15 protein-coding genes are annotated in these 15,772 nt (G+C 74.0%); 5 read left to right on the top strand and 10 right to left on the bottom strand.

The genetic code is table 11. The features are described 5' to 3' along the window. Window positions 1-37 precede the first annotated feature (37 nt). Genes AB0K12_RS34130 through def form a run of 4 tightly spaced genes read right to left on the bottom strand, consistent with a single transcriptional unit; the run spans window position 38 to window position 3,025 of the window. Window positions 38-388: an MmcQ/YjbR family DNA-binding protein gene (locus AB0K12_RS34130; protein WP_364570665.1), complete on the bottom strand. Its 351-nt coding sequence runs from the start codon at window positions 386-388 to the stop codon at window positions 38-40. 10 nt (window positions 389-398) lie between these two features. Beyond that, entirely contained in the window at window positions 399-1,838 is a 1,440-nt protein-coding gene (locus AB0K12_RS34125) for a pyridoxal-dependent decarboxylase (RefSeq protein ID WP_364570662.1), read from the bottom strand. After that, window positions 1,831-2,439: a helix-turn-helix domain-containing protein gene (locus tag AB0K12_RS34120; RefSeq protein ID WP_364570659.1), complete on the bottom strand. Its 609-nt coding sequence runs from the start codon at window positions 2,437-2,439 to the stop codon at window positions 1,831-1,833. Before AB0K12_RS34120 ends, AB0K12_RS34125 begins: the two co-directional genes overlap by 8 nt. Window positions 2,440-2,446: 7 nt before the next feature. Further along, window positions 2,447-3,025 (bottom strand): peptide deformylase, encoded by a 579-nt coding sequence (gene def / locus AB0K12_RS34115; RefSeq protein ID WP_364570655.1) that lies wholly within the window; start codon window positions 3,023-3,025, stop codon window positions 2,447-2,449. Window positions 3,026-3,168: 143 nt separating this feature from the next. On the opposite strand from def, the gene AB0K12_RS34110 reads away from it, so the two are divergent. After that, window positions 3,169-3,969: a methyltransferase domain-containing protein gene (locus tag AB0K12_RS34110; RefSeq protein WP_364570652.1), complete on the top strand. Its 801-nt coding sequence runs from the start codon at window positions 3,169-3,171 to the stop codon at window positions 3,967-3,969. A gap of 240 nt (window positions 3,970-4,209) precedes the next feature. Beyond that, window positions 4,210-4,566, top strand: a complete 357-nt coding sequence (locus AB0K12_RS34105; protein ID WP_364570649.1) for a hypothetical protein — start codon at window positions 4,210-4,212, stop codon at window positions 4,564-4,566. A 57-nt stretch (window positions 4,567-4,623) separates the two neighbouring features. Here the strand turns inward: AB0K12_RS34105 and AB0K12_RS34100 are convergent, their stop codons facing one another. Together AB0K12_RS34100 and AB0K12_RS34095 are read right to left on the bottom strand one after the other, a co-directional pair. Beyond that, entirely contained in the window at window positions 4,624-5,139 is a 516-nt protein-coding gene (locus AB0K12_RS34100) for a hypothetical protein (RefSeq protein ID WP_364570646.1), read from the bottom strand. A gap of 72 nt (window positions 5,140-5,211) precedes the next feature. After that, window positions 5,212-6,153 carry a hypothetical protein gene (locus AB0K12_RS34095; protein ID WP_364570643.1) on the bottom strand — a complete coding sequence of 314 codons (942 nt, stop codon included), beginning with the start codon at window positions 6,151-6,153 and terminating at the stop codon, window positions 5,212-5,214. 130 nt (window positions 6,154-6,283) lie between these two features. On the opposite strand from AB0K12_RS34095, the gene AB0K12_RS34090 reads away from it, so the two are divergent. The 3 genes from AB0K12_RS34090 to AB0K12_RS34080 all read left to right on the top strand — a co-directional run bounded on the left by AB0K12_RS34090 (window position 6,284) and on the right by AB0K12_RS34080 (window position 12,128). Beyond that, entirely contained in the window at window positions 6,284-7,225 is a 942-nt protein-coding gene (locus AB0K12_RS34090; RefSeq protein ID WP_364570640.1) for a GNAT family N-acetyltransferase, read from the top strand. A 115-nt stretch (window positions 7,226-7,340) separates the two neighbouring features. After that, window positions 7,341-9,206 carry a propionyl-CoA synthetase gene (locus AB0K12_RS34085; RefSeq protein WP_364570637.1) on the top strand — a complete coding sequence of 622 codons (1,866 nt, stop codon included), beginning with the start codon at window positions 7,341-7,343 and terminating at the stop codon, window positions 9,204-9,206. A gap of 90 nt (window positions 9,207-9,296) precedes the next feature. Next, window positions 9,297-12,128 carry a hypothetical protein gene (locus AB0K12_RS34080; RefSeq protein WP_364570634.1) on the top strand — a complete coding sequence of 944 codons (2,832 nt, stop codon included), beginning with the start codon at window positions 9,297-9,299 and terminating at the stop codon, window positions 12,126-12,128. A 98-nt stretch (window positions 12,129-12,226) separates the two neighbouring features. Here AB0K12_RS34080 and AB0K12_RS34075 read toward each other — a convergent pair whose 3' ends face one another. From AB0K12_RS34075 to AB0K12_RS34060, 4 genes are read right to left on the bottom strand one after another with little or no spacing between them, the layout of a single operon-like run. Further along, window positions 12,227-12,820 carry a response regulator transcription factor gene (locus AB0K12_RS34075; RefSeq protein WP_364570877.1) on the bottom strand — a complete coding sequence of 198 codons (594 nt, stop codon included), beginning with the start codon at window positions 12,818-12,820 and terminating at the stop codon, window positions 12,227-12,229. A gap of 59 nt (window positions 12,821-12,879) precedes the next feature. Beyond that, window positions 12,880-14,082 carry a sensor histidine kinase gene (locus AB0K12_RS34070; RefSeq protein WP_364570632.1) on the bottom strand — a complete coding sequence of 401 codons (1,203 nt, stop codon included), beginning with the start codon at window positions 14,080-14,082 and terminating at the stop codon, window positions 12,880-12,882. Beyond that, entirely contained in the window at window positions 14,079-14,801 is a 723-nt protein-coding gene (locus AB0K12_RS34065; RefSeq protein ID WP_364570629.1) for an ABC transporter permease, read from the bottom strand. Before AB0K12_RS34065 ends, AB0K12_RS34070 begins: the two co-directional genes overlap by 4 nt. Further along, window positions 14,801-15,691 carry an ABC transporter ATP-binding protein gene (locus AB0K12_RS34060; RefSeq protein ID WP_364570626.1) on the bottom strand — a complete coding sequence of 297 codons (891 nt, stop codon included), beginning with the start codon at window positions 15,689-15,691 and terminating at the stop codon, window positions 14,801-14,803. The genes AB0K12_RS34065 and AB0K12_RS34060 overlap by 1 nt, the downstream gene beginning before the upstream one ends. Window positions 15,692-15,772 lie beyond the last annotated feature (81 nt).

Here is a 15,772-nt window from a genome sequence, read left to right as displayed (position 1 = left end):
CCCGCGCCGCCACGGGGTGGCGGCTACGGGGCGGCGGCTATGGGGCGGCGGCGCGCTCCTGCTCCAGGCGGACCTTCTTCGGTACGCACATCCGCCACGCCTCCAGCACCAGCTCGCGCATCTCGTCGGGCTCCAGGGCCGCCATGCGCGCCTCCACCCAGTGGTAGCGCAGGTCCGACTCGCGGGGCAGGAGGAACGTGCCGGGGCCGGCGGCCACCAGCGCCGCGCGTTCCTCCTTCGGGAAGCCGAACCCCATGATCGTCTCGTCGCGCGAGAACGCCACGTAGACGATCCTGCCCACCCGGAACTTCACCCGGTCGCGGATGAGGTGCTCGGTCGTGCGCGGCAGCGTCAGCGCGAACCGGCGGACGTCCTCGACTGTGACCACGCCCGCCAGGCTACAGGTCCTTGGCGGCCAGCCTGATCTCCTCCAGCAGCACCGCGAGGTCCGCCTCTGTGGTGTCCGGGTGCAGGAAGCAGGCACGCAGCGCGTCGCGCCCGCCCAGCCGGGTGCCGGTGATGAACGCGTTGCCGCGCGCCTGCACCGCATAGGGGATCGCCCGGTTGAGCGCGTCGAGCCCCTCGGTGCGCTCCTCAGTGCGCTCCTCGGTGCGCTCCTCGGTGCGCCCTTCGGTGTGCGGAATGTGCCGGAAGGCGGTGATCGAGGTGGTGACCGGGGCCAGCAGTTCGAAGTCGGGGGCCTCCTCGACCATCGCGGCCAGCGTGCGGGCCAGCCCCGAGGTGTGCTCGACCAGGTCCTTGACGCCCCGGCGGCCCAGGTGCGACAGGGTCGCCCAGGTCTTCAGCGCACGGAACGGGCGGGTCTGCTCCGGCCCGTACTCGGCGAACCACCCCAGGTCACCCGCGTTGTCGTCCACCAGGTACGACGGCACCAGGCTGAACGCCGCCCGCGCCGCCCCAGGATCGCGCAGCAGCGCGCACCCGCAGCCCACCGGCACGCCCAGCCACTTGTGCGGGTCGAGGGCCAGCGAGTCGGCCCGGTCGAGACCCCGGTAGTGCGGCGCCGCCTCGCCGGCCAGCACGCCGAGCGCCCCGTAGGCGCCGTCCACGTGGAACCAGATCCCGTACGAGGCCGCCACGTCGGCGATCTGGTCGAGCGGGTCGACCGCGCCGGAGTTCACCGTGCCCGCGCTGCCCGCCACGCAGAACGGCCGCAGCCCGGCGTCGAGGTCCTCGGCGATCATGCGGCGCAGCGCGGCCACGTCCATCCGGTACGCCTCGTCCGCCGGCACCGTCCTGACGTGCCGCGCGCCCAGGCCGAGCAGCTCGGCCGCCTTGTGCAGGCAGCTGTGGCCCTCCCCGGTGACGTATAGGACCATCGGCGCCCGCCCGGACAGCCCGTCGCGGCGGACGTCCCAGCCGTCGGCCACCGCCGCGCGCTGCCGGGCGGCGGCCAGGCAGATCACCGTCGCCATGGACGCGCCGCTGGTCAGCAGCCCGCCGCCGGGCGTATGCGGGAAGCCGGCCAGCTCCGCGAGCCAGCGCACGACCGTGCGCTCCAGGTGCGGGCCCGCGTGGTCGCCGCCCGCGCAGCTCGGGTTGAACGCCGCGGCCAGCGGCTCGACCAGCACGCCCGCGCGGTTCGGCGGTGGGTTGACCCAGCCGAAGAAGCGCGGGTGGCCGTTGCCCATCGGGTACGGCAGGATGTGCTCCCGCGTGTCCGCCAGCAGCTCGTCCAGCGGCCGGCCGGTCTCGGGCAGCTCCTGCCCGGTGAGCCAGGCCCGCTCCTCGTCGGGCACCGGCCGCCACACGGGCCTCCCGGCGATGCCGTCGAGGTGGTCGGCGACCAGATCGGCGACCGTCCGCAGCTCATCCATCGTGCCCCTCCCTCCCGTGGTGTCCAGGCGCCAGCTCCATGGCGAGGTAGAGGACGCAGCCCGTCTCCGCGTCGCCGGCGAAGGCGTGGCGGCGGTCGCCCGGGTAGTACGCGGAGTCGCCGGCCGCCAGCTCGTACGGCTGCCCGTCGATCGTCAGCAGCAGGACGCCCTGCTCGACGGCGAGGTACTCGCGCGAGCCCGGCGCGTGCGGCGCGAACTCGCCCGCGTCCACGCCGGGACCGATGGTCGTCCGCATGAACTCGAACTCCACCTCGCCCAGCACCGGCGACAGCACCCGCCGCTCCCAGCCGGACGGGTCGCGCAGCACCCGCTGCTCGGCGTGCCGCAGCACCCGCACACCGCCGTGCGCGGGCTCGTCGAGCAGCCGCGAGATGGACGTGCCGAGCGCCGTGGCCAGCCGGTCGAGCACCAGCACGGTCGGCGTCTTGGCGCCCCGCTCGACCTCCGACACCATGCTCCTGCTGATGCCGCTCAGCTCGGCCAGCCGCTCGATGGACAGCCCGCGCGCCCGCCGCTCACCGCGGATCCGCAGGCCCAGCTCGGCCATGGACAGGCCGCTGGACAGGACCCCTTCGCTCATTCCTCCACTATAGCGATGCTTTGTCCGCTTTAGCGGATGCCTCGGATGCGTCGGATGGCTGGGACGCCTGGGATGCCTGGGATGCCTGGTACGCCGCCAGCACCTGCTTGCGCCGCTTGGCCGGCAGCCGGTCGATGTAGAGGTAGCCGTCGAGGTGGTCGGTCTCGTGCTGCAGGCAGCGCGCCAGCAGGCCGGTGCCCTCGACCGTGACGGGCGCGCCGGTCACGTCGAAGCCGCGCACGGTGGCCCGGTCGGGGCGGGGGAGCGGGGCGTACTGTCCCGGCACCGACAGGCAGCCCTCGTCGCCCGCGTCGAGCCGCCGCGCGCCCAGGCTGGGCAGCTCCAGCTCCGGGTTGACGACCACGCCCTTGCGCGAGGTGCCTTCCGCGTCGGGGCAGTCGTAGATGAACACGCGCAGCGGCACGCCGATCTGGTTGGCGGCGAGGCCCACGCCCTCGGCCGCGTACATGCTGGCGAACATCTCCTCCACCAGCGTCGCCAGCTCGCCGTCGAACCGGGTGACCGGCTCGCAGGGGCTGTGCAGCACGGGGTCGCCCACGAGGGTGATCGGCCGGACCTCTGCCACGGACTCCGCCTTTCCACGAGATGTCGTACGTCGTCGCGCAAAGTCTACGGACATCCCGCTATGTCTTGAAATTTGAGACATATTCTCTTGAATGATGAGATGAGAGTTAGGGTGGCCGTACGCCGATATGAGGGAGTTCGCCGATGAACGCCGTCTACACGCATGGCCACCACGAGTCCGTGCTGCGCTCGCACCGCTGGCGCACCGCCGAGAACTCGGCCGCCTACCTGCTGCCCCACCTGCTCCCGCACATGAAGCTCCTCGACGTGGGCAGCGGGCCTGGCACCATCACCGCCGACCTGGCGGGCCGCGTGGGACACGTGACGGCGTCCGAGGTGAGCGACGACGCCCTCGCCCTCGCCAGAGGCGAGATCACCGCCAGGGGGCTGACCAACGTCGACTTCGCCGTGGCCGACGTGCACGACCTGCCCTTCCCCGACGACACGTTCTGCGTCGTGCACGCCCACCAGGTGCTCCAGCACGTCGGCGACCCCGTACAAGCGCTGCGCGAGATGGGCCGGGTCACCAAGCCGCGCGGGTTCGTCGCCGCCCGCGACAGCGACTACGCCGCCTTCACCTGGTGGCCGCGGGTGCCCGCGCTGGACGAATGGCTGGCCCTCTACCAGAAGGTCGCCCGCGGCAACGGCGGCGAGCCGGACGCCGGGCGGCGGATGCTGTCCTGGGCCCGCGCCGCCGGCTTCGACGACGTCACCTCCACCTCCTCCACCTGGTGCTTCGCCACCCCCGCCGACCGGGAGTGGTGGGGCGGCATGTGGGCCGATCGCATCCTGTCCTCCGCCATGGCCCGGCAGGCACTCGCCACCGGGGCCGCCACCGAGTCCGACCTGCGGCGCATCTCGGCGGGGTGGCGGGAGTGGGCGGCGGCCGAGGACGGCTGGTTCTCCATCCTGCACGGCGAGGTCATCTGCCGCCTGCCCGGCTGAGCGCCGGTGGGGCGGTGGGCCCCTGGTGGCCCCCGGACGGCCCCCGGATGGCCCCCGGATGGCCCCCGGATGGAAGGTGTGGCATCGGGTGCGTAATGACCGCACAATGCCCGGCCGCAGCCCTGGCCAAGACGCCTGATCCATTGGAGGGTTGAGCGGGCGGGGAGACCTCCCTCTCCCCGCCCTACACCAGCCCGCCATTCCGGCGGATCCAGCGCAAGTCCAGGGAAAGGGGCAAGGATGTCCGCATTCGCCAGAGGCGTCACCGGAGCGATCGTCGCCGCACTGTCGCTGACAGCCCTGTCGGCCGTGCCGGCACAGGCAGCGCGGTCCGCGTCGGGGCAGGCCGCCGCCGGTTCGGTGTGCGTGACCACGGTCTCGCCCTCCGGCCGCCTCTGCGTCCCCGGCGAGCCGGGCTTCAAGGCGCTCAGCGCGACCGTCACGGGGGCCCAGAACCTCAGCACCTACGCGGCACGGGTGCGCCCGGCCGAGGGGATCACGGTCAGCTGCCTGAAGCCGGGCGACTCGATGACGTACGCGCAGCCCCGCAAGATCGCCGGCATCGAGATCCTGTCGAGCAGCACCTGCGTCTACTGACCTCCGCCGCCTGCGGCCCCGGGCTCCCCGCTCGGGGCCGCCGTGCTGAGAGGGGATTTAGCGGCCGACGGCGCGGACGCGCTGCCACTGGGGGTCGCGGTAGAGGACCATGTCCGTGCCGACCATCTCGTCGGGGGCCGACACCATCGCGATCTCGCCCGCCGCCTGCAGCTGGAGCAGCAGGTCGCGGACGCGGGGGCCGACGGGCAGCCGGCCCGTGGGGAGGCCGAGGCCGTTCCTGACCGTGTCGGCCACCTCCGACAGGTGGAACGGGCCGTCGAACCCGGCGACGACGCCGCGCACGATGGTCATCGTGATCAGGTGCTCGGCTTCGGCGTGGGCGAGCTGCCAGGTCACCTGCTCCTTGCGGCGGCCGGAGCCGGCGCACGAGGTGCAGGGGCGCACCAGGCCGGGCGCCACCTCCTCCCGCGTCGTGCCGAGACAGGCCGAGCACAGCCCGCTCTCGGCGGCGTGCACCTCGGCCGTCATCCGGCCGACCATCAGCGCGCCGCAGTCGCAGGCGAACGTGTCACCCAGGATGCCGGTCTGTGGGGAGATCGCATGCTTGGTCACCGAGCCGACTCTACCGGTGATCGACACCCCACAGCCCCGCCCGTCCCGCGGGCGCGCCCGTCACGTGCGCGGTCAGAGGTGGGCGTCGGCCAGGCCGCGGAGGCGGCGCAGAGCCTTGCGGGCGGAGGCCCGCACCTTGTCGTCCGGGTGGTGGTCGATGAGGACGCGCAGCACCTGGCTCGTCCACGGGTGGTCGCCGAAGGCGAGGATGGCGATCGTGCCCGCCTGCTCGTCGGCGTTCATGCCCATCGCCATCGACTCGATCACCTCCCCGATCTCCCCGCCGAACTCCAGCAGCGCCGCCGCCATGTCCACCAGCACCCAGGCGATCTCCTCGGGCGCGGGACGCCGGTTGTCGCGCCCGGTCCTCGCCGCGATCACCGCGCCCAGCCTGGGCTGGTCGAGCAGCCGGGTCAGCGCCAGCCGCCCGGTGTCGCCGAGCGCCGTGGACAGCACCTCCACGCCGACCGCGCGGGCCAGCGGGCTCACCGAGGCGAGCGCGGCGGCCAGCTCGTCCGCCGCCTCGGCGGGGTCGCGGTCCTTGAGCCACCCGGCCAGCTCCTCGCCCCGCTCGGCCTCCGGGTAGGCGCGCAGCCCGTGCAGCAGCGTCGCCGCGTCCGCCTCGGCGAGCGAGCCCATGACGGGGATCTCCTGCCCGGTGGTCTCGGCGATGATCTGCCGCGCCACCCACAGGCCGAGCCAGCTCAGCGTGTACGGCTCCTCCTGCCGTACCAGCCCGAGCCCCGTCAGCGCGGCGGGCGGCTCGCCCGTGACGGGCTCCCTGGACAGGAACATCCTGATCAGCTCCAGGAGCAGCCCCTCGTCGGCGGCCAGCCGTTCGCGGCAGTGCGCGGCCCAGACGCCGAGCACCTCGGCGTCCTCGGCGTCCGGCTTCAGCTCACCGGCCGCTTCCTCGAAGAAGGGCGCGGATCGTACGGAGGATGCGAGCGTGGCCGCTGCGGGCAGCCTGATCGGGGGCTGCAGGGGCAGTGTGTCGTCGTCGTAGGAGCTCACCCGAACATCCTGTCGCGATATTTCAGCTAGAGTGCCCTCCGATGCCGAAAAGTCGGAAGAAAGGAGGCGTAGAGGTGTCCAGCACGTTCATGGGCGCGCTCCGCGCCCGCTTCTGCTTGCCGGAGGATTCATGCGTTTGCGTCCCGCCACCGAGGACGATCTAGACCGCCTGCTCGGCTGCGTCGTCGACGAGTCGATCAGCTGGTCCCATCCGGAGCGGCTGCTGTCGTTCCTGGAGAGCGGCAACTACCGCTATGACCGGATCTGGCTCGCCGAGGACGAGCACACCGGCGACATCCTGGCCCGCGCCGTCTGGTGGAGCTTCGCCGACGGCGACCGGCCGCTCGCGCTCGACTGCCTGTACGTCCATCCGTCCGTGGCCGACCGCCGCGGCCTGGCGGCCGAGCTGCTGCGCCGGGCCCACGACGCGTACGGGCAGGCGCCGGCGTACCACGTGTTCCTGCTCAACGGCTGGCGCGACGACCCGAAGGCGCGGGCGGCGATCGGCTGGCGCTGGGAGGCGGCGGGCCGGGCCGGGCTGACCGAGGAGCTCGAACGCCTGCGCTACGCCTGGACCGACGGCGACGCCCCGGTGCCCGAGCCGTCGAAGCGGCTGGTGTTCCGCGCCGATGACGACGACGAGGCGTTCGTGGCGGCGTTCCGGCGGGTGGCGGTGGGCACGCTCGACTTCCACACCCGCCAGGCGCTGGCCGTCACCGACCCGGAGACGCAGGCCCGCGAGGACGTGCGCGACAACCGGTCCATGCGCGGCGACCGGAGGTGGTGGCGGCTGGCGTACGACCACGGCGGCGACCTCGTCGGGGTGGCCCTGCCGTCGGCCAACGACGCGGGACCCGTGGTCGGCTACATCGGCGTGGTGCCGGAGCGGCGCGGCCGGGGCTACGTGGACGACCTGCTCGGCGAGATCACCCGCTCCCACGCGGAGCGCGGCGTCCAGCGGATCGTCGCCGACACCGATGTGGGCAACGTGCCGATGGCGCGCGCGTTCGAGCGGGCCGGCTACCGAGACTTCGCCGTCCGCCTGGTGCTGTCACCCGCCACGGGAACCTGACGGGACCGGCGGCTCGGCGACGTCCACCGACCGCCTGCCGACCGCCCACGACGGTCCGCCGATCTCTCGCGTGGCACGTCTTGCGCCATCGCCCCACGGCTGTTCTGATCGACAGGTGAGCGGTTACGAGGCGGTCTACCGGCGCAGCATCGAGCAGCCCGAGGCGTTCTGGGGCGAGGCGGCAAGCGGCATCGACTGGGACACGGCTCCGCGGACCGTGTACGCCGACGGCCGCTGGTATCCCGACGGGCGGCTCAACACCTGCCACAACGCCCTCGACCGGCACGTCGCGGCGGGCCGGGGCGATCAGCCCGCGCTCATGTACGACAGTCCCGTCACCGGCGTCATCCGCGCCTACACCTACGCGGAACTGCTGGAGGAGACGGCGAGGACCGCGGGCATGCTGCGCGGCCTCGGCGTCACCGCCGGCGACACCGTGGTCATCTACATGCCCATGGTGCCGCAGGCCGTGGTGGCGATGCTGGCCTGCGCGCGGCTGGGCGCGGTGCACTCGGTGGTGTTCGGCGGGTTCGCGGCCAGGGAGCTGGCGGTGCGCATCGACCACGCCCAGCCGAAGGTGGTGCTGTCGGCGTCGTGCGGCATCGAGCCGAGCCGGGTGGTGGCGTACAAGCCGCTGCTCGACGACGCGCTGGAGCAGGCGGCGCACCGGCCTGAGCGGTGCGTGATCCTGCAGCGGCCGCAGTGCCGCGCCGACCTGGCCGAGGGCCGCGACCTCGACTGGGCGCAGGCGGTGGCGGCGGCCGAGCCGGCCGGCTGCGTGAGCGTGGCCGCGACCGACCCGCTCTACATCCTCTACACCTCGGGCACGACGGGCGCGCCGAAGGGCGTCGTGCGCGACAACGGCGGCCACGTGGTCGCGCTGCACTGGAGCATGGCGAACGTGTACGGCGCCGCCCCGGGCGAGGTCTACTGGGCCGCCTCCGACGTCGGCTGGGTGGTCGGCCACTCCTACATCGTCTACGCGCCGCTGCTCGCGGGCTGCACGACGGTGCTGTACGAGGGCAAACCGGTCGGCACCCCCGACCCCGGCGCGTTCTGGCGGGTGGTGGCCGCGCATGGCGTGCGCACGCTGTTCACCGCCCCGACCGCGATCCGCGCCATCAAGAAGGAGGACCCCTCCGGCGCCTTCGCGAAGAAGTACGACCTGTCAGGATTGCGGCACCTCTTCCTGGCCGGCGAGCGCCTCGACCCCGACACCTACCACTGGGCCTCCGACCTGCTCGGCATCCCCGTCATCGACCACTGGTGGCAGACCGAGACCGGCTGGCCCATCGCCGCGAACTGCGTCGGCATCGAGCCGCTGCCGATCAAGCCGGGCTCGCCCACCAAGCCCGTGCCGGGCTGGGACGTCCACATCCTCGACGCCGACGGCCGCGACTGCCCGCCCGGCGTCGAAGGCGCGGTCACCGTCAGGCTGCCGCTCCCGCCCGGCGCCCTGCCCACCCTCTACCGCGACCCCGTTCGCTTCGCCCGCTCCTACCTCGACCGCTACCCCGGCCACTACCTCACCGGCGACGGCGGCCACTTCGACGACGACGGCCACCTCTACGTCATGGGCCGCATCGACGACGTCATCAACGTGGCAGGACACCGCCTGTCCACCGGCTCGATGGAGGAGGTCATCGCCGCACACCCCGACGTCGCCGAGTGCGCCGTGATCGGCGTCGCCGACGAGCTGAAGGGCCAGCTCCCCATGGGGTTCGTGGTGCTCAAGGCGGGCGCGGACCGCGACCCCGAGGAGGTCGAGCGGGAGCTGACCGCCCTCGTACGCGAGCGCATCGGCCCGGTCGCCGCCTTCCGCCGCGCCGTCGTGGTGTCCCGGCTGCCGAAGACCCGATCAGGCAAGATCCTGCGCGCCACCATGCGCGACATCGCCGACGGCCGCCCGTACACCGCCCCGTCCACCATCGAGGATCCCGCGGCGCTGCCTGAGATCGAGACGGCGTTGAAGGGTACATGACGGGCAGGTCCCGACCATCCTGGCCAACAGCCTGCACGATCGGGGCGGACAACGCATGATGGGACATCCCCAGTCCCCCGGGAGAAGGCCATGATCGAAACCCCGAGCTACGCCGACGCCCTGAGGATTCTCGGATGCAAGGACGGCAGGCTCGTCAAGGTCATCGGGCTGGCGTCGGCGGCCGAGCGCACCGGCTGGGCCCTGTCCGGTGGGCCCCAGCTCGCGGCCGGATTACGCGGCCTGCGCGACGCCATCGTGGCCTACGGCGAGGACGTCGTACGCCGCCTGCCCGAGCTGAGGGCGGGCGTCGACCGGCACACCCGCACCCGCCGCCTGGCCGCCGCGCACGCCGCCGTCGTGGTCTCCGCCTACTTCGAGGCGCTCGGCGAGGCCAAGCTGCCGTTCACGCTCGACCGGCTCGACCGGCCCGAGCAGATCTCCCGCGGCGTCCCCACCGCGGAGCGCTTCGCCCGGCTGGTCGCCGAGCTGCTGCTGGTCCGCCTGCCCATCCCCGAGCCGCACATCCCGTACGCCGACACCCGCGCCGCCGTGGAACGTGCCTACCTGCGCATGTCGGAATGCCTGGCCGCGTACGTGAGCGGCCTGTCCCTGTGGGACGAGCTGCCCGTGGACGACCAGCTCCAGCTGCCCCGCCTGCTCGCCGAGGGCCCGCCCGCGCACGCGCTGCGCATCTACGACGAGGACTACCGGTCGCTGGCGCTCGAGAGCCACGAGTTCGGGGTGCGCAGCCTGGTCACCGAGCCGCCGCCGCCCGCCACCGCGCTGTCCAGGGTGGCCTGGCTGCTGGCCGAGCTGGCGCCGCCCCGCGCGGGCGACCGTCCCATGATCCACCGGGTCAGGATGGCCGCCAACGCCCTCGACCAGCCGCTGCTCGTGGTCGGCAAGCTGCCCGAGGACGTCTACCTGCCGCTGCTCGGCGAGGGCTACCTGAGCCCGCGCTGCCGGGTCGCCGAGCTGACCCAGGAGTCCACGCCCGCGCTGCGCGGCTGGTGGGAGGGGCAGCGGCTGCTGGCCGACGCCGAGGCGTTCCTGGTCGGCCACCTCACCTCGCTGCGCGCCACCCAGGTGCCGCTGCTCGTGCTCGGCGAGCCGGGCTCGGGCAAGACCAAGCTGACCGAGGTGCTGGCCGCGCGGCTGGCCCGCTCGGAGTTCCTGCCGATCAGGGTCGAGCTGCGCGGGGTGCGGGCGCGGGCGGGCATCACCGAGCAGATCGAGCAGGCCATGGCCGGGGTGCTGGGGGAGGAGGTGGCCTACGCCGACCTCGTCGCCGCCGCCGACGGCGCCATGCCGGTCATCCTGCTCGACGGGTTCGACGAGCTGGTGCAGGGCGCCGCCGCCCGCTACGACTACCTGGAGCACGTACGCGAGTTCCAGGTCAGGGAGGCCGGGCTGGGCCGGCCCGTCGCGGTCGTCGTCACCAGCAGGACGGTGGTGGCCGACCGGGTCCGCTTCCCCGACGGGCTGCTCGCCCTGGAGCTGCGGCCGTTCGACGACGACCAGGTACGCCAGTGGCTCGACGTCTGGGACCAGGCCAACCGCGCCCTGCTCGCCCGGCGCGACCTGACCCCGCTGCCTCCCGAGGCGGCGCTGGCCCACGGCGAGATGGCCAGGCAGCCGCTGCTCCTGCTGCTGCTCGCCCTCTACGACGCCGGCGGCAACGCGCTCCAGCGCGACCACGGCCCGCTCGGCCGCGCCCGCCTCTACGAGGTGCTGCTGCGCGACTACACCGAGCGCGAGACGGGCGGCGCCCACCGGGTGGCCATCGACCAGGAGCTGGTGCTGCTCGGCGCGGTCGCGCTGTCCATGCTGGCCCGCGGCAGCCAGGTCATCACCGACGAGCAGCTCGAACGCGACCTGCCCGCCCTCTGCCACGGCGGCGAGGACGACCCGCGCGACGAGGACGCGCCGGGCGGCTGGGCGCGCAAGGCCACCGAGCGGTTCTTCTTCGTCCGCCGGGGCGGGCACGCGTTCCTGCACTCCACGTTCGCCGAGTTCCTCGTCGCCTGGATCACCATGTACGCGCTGCGCGACCTCGACCGGCGCCGCCGCCTGGCCGGGGACGAGCCGCTCGCCATCGTCCAGGCCGTGGACGACGACCTGCTGTACGCCGTCACCTCCCACTCCTGCCTGGCCGAGCGCGGCCCGACCGTCGGGTTCGTCCTGGAGTTGCTGGCCGAGGTGCCGTCCGTGGTGCGGGCCCGCTGCGTCGACCTGCTGACCGGGCTGCTGCGGCGCGCCCTGCACGAGCGGACCCGCCGCCACTTCACCGGGTTCCGTCCTGTCCGTCACCCGCTGACCCGGCGCCTGGCGGCGTACTCGGCGAACCTCACCCTGCTCATCGTCACCGCCTCCGAGCAGCCCGTCTCGGTCTCGGCCCTGCTGCCCGGCCCCGACGCGCTCGAACGCTGGTCCTCGCTCACCCACCTGTGGAAGGGGCAGCTCGGCCAGGAGGGCTGGACCGGGCTCGTCACCACCCTCGCCGCCCGCCGCGTCGTCGTGGACGGCCGCGAGGACGTCGTGCTCGGCGGCGGCGCCGAGCCCACCGGCATGGGCGACGTCGTCGCCGCGGTCGCCACCGGGCACGACCCGCAGCACCGGCGGCTGCTCGACCTGCTGCTGCGGGCGCTCGGGGCGGGCGAGTCGCTGCCGTTCCGCCAGCGGGTCGCGCTCGTGGAGGAGCTGATGCGGACGGCCGGCGTCCGCTCACCCGCCCTGTACCGCGCCCTGGGCGCCATGTGGTACGAGGAGGGCGGCGACCGCGCCGTCCTGCGTCCCCTGCTGCGCACCCTGCTCGACGACCCGGCCGACCGGATGGCGACGTGGGAGCAACTGGTCAAGGCGGGCATCCCGGAGACGGCTTTGTGGGAGATCCACCAGAACGCCCTCTTACAGGGTGACTGACGCCTGTTGGGGGTCCCGGGGTCGGTGCGGTGGTTCCGGCGGTGCAGGCGGTGCGAACGGTGCAAAGCGGTGCAGGCGGTGCGGGGCGGCGCGGCGGGTCAGAGCCAGCCGCGGGACTCCGCGACACGGACGGCCTCGGCGCGGTTGGCGGCGCCGGTCTTGCCGATCGCCGACGACAGGTAGTTGCGCACGGTGCCCTCGGTGAGGAACAGCCGCCGGGCGATGGCCGCCACCGTGGGCTCGTCCGCCGCCACCCGCAGCACCTCCGCCTCCCGCTGGGTGAGCGGGCTCGGGCCCGTGGTCAGCGCGGTCACGGCCAGCTTGGGGTCGATGACCCGCTCGCCGGCCATCACCCGGCGTACGGTGGCGGCCAGCTCGGCGGCGGGGGCGTCCTTGACCACGTAACCGGCCACGCCCGCGTCGAGCGCCCTGCTGAGATAGCCGGGCCTGCCGAACGTCGTGACGATCACCACCCGATGCCCCCGCAACTCCTCGGCCACCTCCAGGCCGGACATCCCCGGCATCTCGATGTCGAGCAGGATCACGTCGGGCTCATGCTCCCGCGCCGCCGCGAGCACCTCGTCACCCCGCCCGACCTCGGCCACCACCTCGATGTCGTCCTCCAGCGAGAGCAGCGCGGCCAGGCCGCCCCTGACCAGCTCCTGGTCATCCGCGAGCAGCACCCGGATCACGCCGCCCCCGCCCCGGATCACGCCGCCCCCGCCCCGGATCACGCCGCCCCCGCCCCGGATCACGCCGCCCCCGCCCCGGAGCCCGCCCCCACCCCGGAGCCGGTTCCCGTCCCCGGCCCGGCCTCCAGCGGCACGCGCACCAGCAGCCGGTAGCCGCCGCCGGGCAGCGGCCCGACCTCCACGCGCCCGCCCGCGGCCCCGACCCGCTCGGCCAGCCCGGCCAGCCCGTTCCCGGTCCCCGGGGCGCCGTCCCCGGTGCTCTGGCGGGCGCGGCCGTCGTCCACGACCTCCACCTCGGCGCACGTCTCGTCCGCGCGCAGGGTGATGCGGCAGCGGCGGGCGCGGCTGTGGCGCAGGACGTTCGTGGCGGCCTCGCGTACGGACCAGGCGAGCAGGGTCTCGGCGGCGGCGGGGACCGGCCGGTCGGCGGTGTCGGTGGCCATGGGCAGGACGGTCACCTCGATCCCGGCCACCGCCAGGTTGCGCGTCGCCCCCTCCAGCTCCTGCGCCAGCGACGCCGCCCGGTAGCCCGTGACCGCCTGCCGCATCTCGTCGAGCGCCCGCCGCGCGGCCCCCTCCACCTCGCCCATCTCAGCGGCGGCCCGGACCGGGTCGGCCGGGGCGAGCCGGGCGGCGAGCTGGCTCCTGATCGTGATCGCGGTCAGGGTGTGCCCCAGCGTGTCGTGCAGATCGCGGGCGAAGCGCAGCCGCTCGTTCTCCACGGCCAGCCGGGCGACCTCCGCCCTGGCCGCGTCCAGCCGGGCCACCAGCAGGCCCATGTTCCGGATGCCGTGCACGGTGACGGCCTGCACGACGATGACCAGCGGCACCCACCAGACCCCCGGGAACGGCACGCCGAAGGACAGCAGCGCCGCCGCCTCCACCCCGGCGATCGCGGCCACGGAGGCGGCGAAGGCCGGGGTGCGCAGGGTCGCGGCGCAGGCGCTGACCGCGTACACGAACGACACGTACGCCCACGGCGCCCCGAACAGCGGCAGCAGCGCCAGCCCCGCACCGGCCAGCCCCGCCAGCGCGAGCGGGTCCGGCGTCGTGGCCCGGTGGCTCAGCATCCGCCACATGATCTGCACCCAGCAGGCCGCGAACACCGCGACCCCGCCCAGCACCGCCACCACCCGTGGCAGGTCAGGGCCCGTCCCCGCGAACACCCACAGCGGCCAGACGATCAGCAGCAGCCAGGCGCACGCCCCGGCCCTCGCCGCCGCCCGGCCCCTGCTGAAGTCGAACTCCCGCACCGAGGTCACAGTGCCCGACGGTAACGCCATCCGGCCAGCGCGCAGAAGAGCAGCGTCCAGCCGATCAGCACGGCGAGCGAGGTCCCGGTCGGCGGGAGGCCGTCGAGCGCCCGCCAGCCCAGCGACCCGGCCTGGTAGGCGGGGCTCAGCTCGGCCACGGCCCGCATCCCGGCCGGCATGGCCTCGACCGGCAGCCACAGCCCGCCGAGCACCGACATGGCGAAATAGACCACCATCAGGGCCAAGGTCGCGACCTGCCCCTTCAGCATGTAGCCGAAGGCGACCCCGAGCGCCGCGAACGGCAGCACGCCCGCCCAGATCAGCACCACCAGCAGCGGCCAGGTCCCGGCCGGCAGCCGCACGCCCGACAGCGACGCCCCGGCGGCGAGCACGGTGAGGATGCTCGGCAGCACCGTCGCCGCGCCGCTCAGCAGCTTGGCCGTCACGTAGCCCGACGCGGGCAGCGGGGTCACCGCGAGCTGGTCGAGCCAGCCCTTGCCGCGCTCCAGCGCGATGGCGCCGCCGATGAACAGCGCGCCGCCCATGGCGCCGTACGTGGCCATCGACACCATCGAGTACGCCGCGAACTCGTCCATCCGGTTCTGCGGCACCACGGTGAGCACCTTGGTCCACAGCAGGTAGAGGCCCAGCGGGAAGAGCGTCAGCATGAGCAGCGACACCGGGTTGCGCAGCCCGCGCACCAGCTCCAGCTTGAGATACGACCCCATCAGTCCCGTCCTCCCGTCAGCGTCACGAACGCGCTCTCCAGGTCCACGCTCTCCACCCGCACGTCCCTGACGCCGGCGTAGGCGGCGAACAGGGCCCGCAGCGTCGCGTCGGAGTCGCCGGTCCGCAGCCGCACGTCGCGGCCCGCCACGCTGACGTGCCGCACGCCGGGCAGGCCCTCCAGCTCGGCGGGGTCGGCGTCGCCGAGCGCGAACCGCACCTCGTTGCCGCCGACCAGCGCCTTCACCTCGGCCGGCGTCCCGTCGGCGACGACCCGGCCGCCGGCCAGCAGCACGATCCGGTCGGCGTAGTCGTCGGCCTCGGTCAGGTAGTGGGTGGCGAAGACGGCGGTACGCCCCCGCGCGGTCCTCGCCCTGATCTCCTGCCACAGGGCGCGGCGGCCCGTGACGTCCAGCCCCACGGTCGGCTCGTCCAGCACGAGCAGCTCCGGATCGCCCGCCACGCACAGCGCGAACCGCACCCGCTGCCGCTGCCCCCCTGACAACCGGCCGACGGGACGCCGGGCCAGCTCCTCGATCCCCGCCGCGCGCAGCGCCCGCCCGGGATCGGGCCGCCCCGGGTACATCCCGGCGACCGCCGACACCAGCTCGCCCACCCGCACGTCCTCCAGCAGCCCCGACTCCTGCGGCAGCACCCCGACCCGGCCCGCCCGCAGCGCCTCCGGCGGCGCTCCTCCGAGCACCGTGGCCGTGCCCGCGTCGGGGGCGCGCAGGCCCAGCGCGACGGACAGCAACGTGCTCTTGCCGGCTCCGTTCGGGCCCAGCACCGCCACCGTCTCGCCCTCCCCGACGTCCAGATCGACGCCGCCGAGCGCGGTGACCTGGCCGTACGTCCTGGTCACGGCCTTCAGCTCCAGCGCGTTTCCCTTCATGCGCCCACCTTCGCCGGGCGGGCGGTGCCGCGGGTAGTGCCGTGCGTCAGCCAGGGGCGTATGACGTACGTCATGCGCGGT

Origin of the sequence: Nonomuraea sp. NPDC049419 (assembly GCF_040676995.1) — a bacterium.
GTDB classification, from domain to species: domain Bacteria; phylum Actinomycetota; class Actinomycetes; order Streptosporangiales; family Streptosporangiaceae; genus Nonomuraea; species Nonomuraea salmonea.
Note: the sequence above shows the minus strand (reverse complement) of the source record. Positions and strands in the feature narration are given on the sequence as shown.

Bases quoted from the DNA above. Each gene is read 5' to 3' on its own strand.
- AB0K12_RS34125 (WP_364570662.1), bottom strand. From the start codon at position 1,838: ATGGATGAGCTGCGGACGGTCGCCGATCTGGTCGCCGACCACCTCGAC.
- AB0K12_RS34120 (WP_364570659.1), bottom strand. From the start codon at position 2,439: ATGAGCGAAGGGGTCCTGTCCAGCGGCCTGTCCATGGCCGAGCTGGGC.
- AB0K12_RS34110 (WP_364570652.1), top strand. From the start codon at position 3,169: ATGAACGCCGTCTACACGCATGGCCACCACGAGTCCGTGCTGCGCTCG.
- AB0K12_RS34105 (WP_364570649.1), top strand. From the start codon at position 4,210: ATGTCCGCATTCGCCAGAGGCGTCACCGGAGCGATCGTCGCCGCACTG.
- AB0K12_RS34090 (WP_364570640.1), top strand. From the start codon at position 6,284: ATGCGTTTGCGTCCCGCCACCGAGGACGATCTAGACCGCCTGCTCGGC.
- AB0K12_RS34080 (WP_364570634.1), top strand. From the start codon at position 9,297: ATGATCGAAACCCCGAGCTACGCCGACGCCCTGAGGATTCTCGGATGC.
- AB0K12_RS34065 (WP_364570629.1), bottom strand. From the start codon at position 14,801: ATGGGGTCGTATCTCAAGCTGGAGCTGGTGCGCGGGCTGCGCAACCCG.
- AB0K12_RS34060 (WP_364570626.1), bottom strand. From the start codon at position 15,691: ATGAAGGGAAACGCGCTGGAGCTGAAGGCCGTGACCAGGACGTACGGC.